Annotated in this window: 2 protein-coding genes; both read right to left on the bottom strand. The window is 51.3% G+C overall.

Annotation, left to right across the window (positions count from 1 at the left end):
- Positions 1–929: metallopeptidase TldD-related protein (locus V5298_RS20630; RefSeq protein WP_332933280.1), on the bottom strand; the 929-nt coding region annotated here is incomplete at its 3' end.
- On the bottom strand, positions 919–1394 hold a 476-nt coding region (locus V5298_RS20625; protein WP_332933279.1), incomplete at its 5' end, for a nitrilase-related carbon-nitrogen hydrolase. The genes V5298_RS20630 and V5298_RS20625, both read right to left, overlap by 11 nt.

Genomic DNA, 1394 nt, shown 5'->3' with positions numbered 1-1394 from the left:
ACAGATAACGAACCACGGCGATCATGCATCGTACCATCATCCACCACAGTCACGCCCTTAGCGGCTACACGCTCACCGATACGGCCACTGAAGGTCGAGGCCCCTTTGCGGTTGAAATCGCCTTCTAGTCCGTGTCCTACGGCTTCGTGTAGTAACACACCCGGCCAGCCATTGCCTAGCACCACCGGCATGGTACCGGCCGGTGAAGCCACCGCTTCCATATTCACCCGGGCCATATGTAACGCTTCGTCGGCCAGCACTTCGTAGTAGGGTCTGCCGTCTTTATCAGCAGAAAAGAAACTGTATGCGTGTCGACCGCCGGCACCGGCACTGCCACGCTCGCGACGATCACCGTTTTCAAGAAGCACCGAACAATTTAACCGTACCAAGGGCCGTATATCTGCCGCCAATGTACCGTCAGACGCCGCCACCAAAATTTCTTCATACACGCCGCTTAAGCTAACGACGACCTGGTTAATGCCCGGCTCTTTTTTACGAATATAACTGTCTGCGGCCCGTAGCAATGCGATTTTCTCCGCATCTTCCATGGCCAACAGCGGGTTATTGGCATCGTAGCGCGCCTCAACCGGCTTAGCGTTAAGCCCGGTGATCTGGTGTTTTCCCCCTGTAGGGGCAATAGACCGGGCGGCTTTGCACGCATCCAATAATGTCTGTTCGCTAATTTCATCGGAATAAGCAAAGCCGGTTTTTTCGCCGCTGATGGCTCTTACGCCAACACCACGCTCAATATTATAACTCCCCTCTTTGATGATGCCGTCTTCTAACACCCAGCTTTCATGTTGACTGGACTGAAAATACAAGTCGGCATAATCATTATCATGATGATAAATCTGTCCCAGGGCTTTTTCTAACGATGTCAGATCTAAGCCGGAATCGGACAATAAATGGGTTTTAACGTTATTTAACAAAATGGCTCCTGAATCGGTTGTGTTCACTCACTGGCATATCGGCTTTAAGGGTTGCCCGTGATGCTATATCAAGGGATGCGCATACCATACCTGGCATGGTTTTACGTTCAGCAAGCACCTCTCCCCAAGGTGAGACGATAAGGCTATGGCCGTATGTTTCTCTTTGGTTGGCGTGAACGCCGGTTTGGTTTGCACCAATTACAAAGCACTGCTTTTCGATGGCCCGGCTTCGTAGCAGGGTTGTCCAGTGTGCTTCACCGGTTCGCTGCGTAAAAGCCGCAGGAAGAACAAGAATATCGATGTCTCCCATGGCAGTAAATAAGCCCGGAAAACGTACATCATAACACACCGCAAGCCCAATCCGCCCTAACGGTGTGTCAACCACCACAACGTTTTCGCCCGGTTGTGTATATTTAGATTCACGGTAGGCACGGGTGGAATCGTTTACCGCGGCATCAAACATAT

It is taken from the genome of Alteromonas sp. 14N.309.X.WAT.G.H12 (assembly GCF_036697315.1).
Lineage (GTDB): Bacteria > Pseudomonadota > Gammaproteobacteria > Enterobacterales > Alteromonadaceae > Alteromonas.
The sequence above is the reverse complement of the archived record's forward strand: the minus strand, read 5'-3'. Positions and strand labels throughout refer to the sequence as shown.